Annotated in this window: 2 protein-coding genes; both read left to right on the forward strand. The window is 25.6% G+C overall.

Features of this window, described 5'->3' with window-relative positions; genetic code table 11:
* The coding region (locus tag HNP68_RS07315) for an N-6 DNA methylase (RefSeq protein WP_420703301.1) at positions 1–900 on the forward strand (900 nt) is incomplete at its 5' end.
* Between the two features lie 206 nt (positions 901–1,106).
* Complete coding sequence (locus HNP68_RS07320) at positions 1,107–2,150, forward strand: type ISP restriction/modification enzyme (RefSeq protein WP_235684963.1); 1,044 nt, start codon at positions 1,107–1,109, stop codon at positions 2,148–2,150.
* Positions 2,151–2,212: the final 62 nt, after the last annotated feature.

The following is a 2,212-nucleotide window of genomic DNA, read 5'->3' on the forward strand; positions in this document are numbered from 1 at the left end:
GTTAACTTTATTGTAAGTAGTTTAAATGAAATACTTAAAAAAGAATTTAAGCTAAATCACGGTCTTGCAAATAAAGAAAAAGTTACAATACTAGATTTTGCAACAGGAACCGGCACATTTTTACTTGAAGTTATTCGTACTATACTAAAAGAAATTAAGAAGAAATCCGGAAGACAAGAAGATTATATTAATTTTCATATTTTAAAGAATATTTATGGTTTTGAATATTTAATGGCACCTTACGCTGTAGCACACTTGAAATTATGTCAGCATTTAAAAGAAGTTTGCAAAGTTGACTCTAATAAGAATCCAGGGCTTAAAGTATATTTAACCAATACTCTTGATTTAAAAGAAATTACAGATCAGAAATTCTTTTCTTTTTCTTTTTTTAAAGATATTGCAAAAGAAACCAAGGAAGCAAATGGGGTTAAGCGTAATCCAATACTTGTAATACTGGGTAATCCACCTTATAGTGCAGAATCAAAAAATAATAACGAATATATATTAAACTTAATTAATGATTATAAAAAAATAGAAAATGAACCTATAAATGAAAGAAATACTAAAACACTTAATGATGATTATGTAAAATTTATTAGGTTCGCAGAGAATAAATTAGAGGATAACAAAGAAGGATTGCTAAATATTAAAGGCAGTGAAGAGGGACTTCTCGGTATTATAACAAACAATGGATACCTTGATAACATCACATTTAGAGGCATGAGATACCACTTACTTAAAACTTTTGACGAGATTTATATTTTAAATCTACATGGTAACTCACGTAAAAAAGAAAAAACTGAAGATGGCAGTGTAGATGAAAATGTATTTGATATACAAACTGGAGTTTCAATTGCTATTTTTACTAAATATAAAGAAAAAGAAAAAAAACCAAATTAGCTAATATTTACTACAACAGTATAAAAGGTAAAAGAGAAAAAAAGTATGAATTCTTAAATAATAACAATATCTTTACTGTTAATTTTGAAAAACTTGAATATAGTCCACCTAATTATTTCTTTATAAAAAAAGATTTTTCAATTGAAAATATTTATAGTAAAGGAAAATCTTTAACAAATATTTTCAATATAAGAAGTCTTGGAATTATGAGCTCTAAAGATAAAATAGCAATTGACTTTACAAAAGAAGAATTACTTAAAAAACTTAATGATTTTGCATACCTTAAAGAAGAAGATGCAAGAAACAAATATGAAATAGAAAAAGATTCCTTAGATTGGAAGTTAAAAGAAGTTCAAAAATTTTTAAAATCTACTAATATCAATCCAAGTTTTGTTAAAGAAGTACAATACAGGCCATTTGACAATAGATTTACTTATTACTCTAAAAACAAAGGGGTTGTAACAGCTCCAAGATATGATACCATTAAGCATATCTTGGAAATTGAAGGCAATATAGGACTTGTTACAACAAGACTTTTATCAACAAATGGTTTTAATCATGCTTTTATTACTTCTAAAATTTCAGAAAGATGCTTTGTTTCAAATAGGGGCAGTGAATCAGGCTATATTTTTCCTCTTTATATAAAAGAAGATCAGGGGATATTTAAAGATATAATAAAAGAAAACTTTAAGAATACTTTTAGAAATTTTATTAATGATAAATATAGCAAAATATTTACTCCAGAAGAAATACTGGGATACATTTATGCAACTCTTTATTCAAATATTTACAGAACTCGTTTTATTGAATTTTTAAAAATAGACTTTCCTAAGGTTATTTTTGTAGATAATGTAGATATATTTTTAGAGCTTAGTAAGATTGGAACTAACCTAATTAATTCTCATTTGCTGAAAGAGAATTTAAAACTTGATAATAGTATTGGTAATCATAAAGGAGACTATAATCGAATTGTAGATAAAATTACTTATAAAGAAGATAGTAATGAACTTTACTATAATTCAACATGCTGTTTTACCAATGTATCTAAAGAAGTGTATGAATATATGATTGGAAGTTATCAAGTTCTTAAAAGTTACTTAAAGTATAGAAAAGGTAGAGAGCTTATTGTTAACGAAAATGAAGACGAAATTGAGCATATTGAAAAAGTTATTAAAGTACTTAGCCACACAATAAACATTCAAAAAAAAATTGATAGCATCATCCTCACAAGTGAACTGCTATTTCTATAATCTTTGATTTAAAAATAGCAGTTCACTTGTTATTGAAAATCTAATTTCTATTGCATGTTTTT

Source organism: Borreliella yangtzensis, assembly GCF_014201775.1.
GTDB classification, from domain to species: Bacteria; Spirochaetota; Spirochaetia; order Borreliales; family Borreliaceae; genus Borreliella; species Borreliella yangtzensis.

Bases quoted from the DNA above. Each gene is read 5' to 3' on its own strand.
- HNP68_RS07320 (WP_235684963.1), top strand. From the start codon at position 1,107: ATGAGCTCTAAAGATAAAATAGCAATTGACTTTACAAAAGAAGAATTA.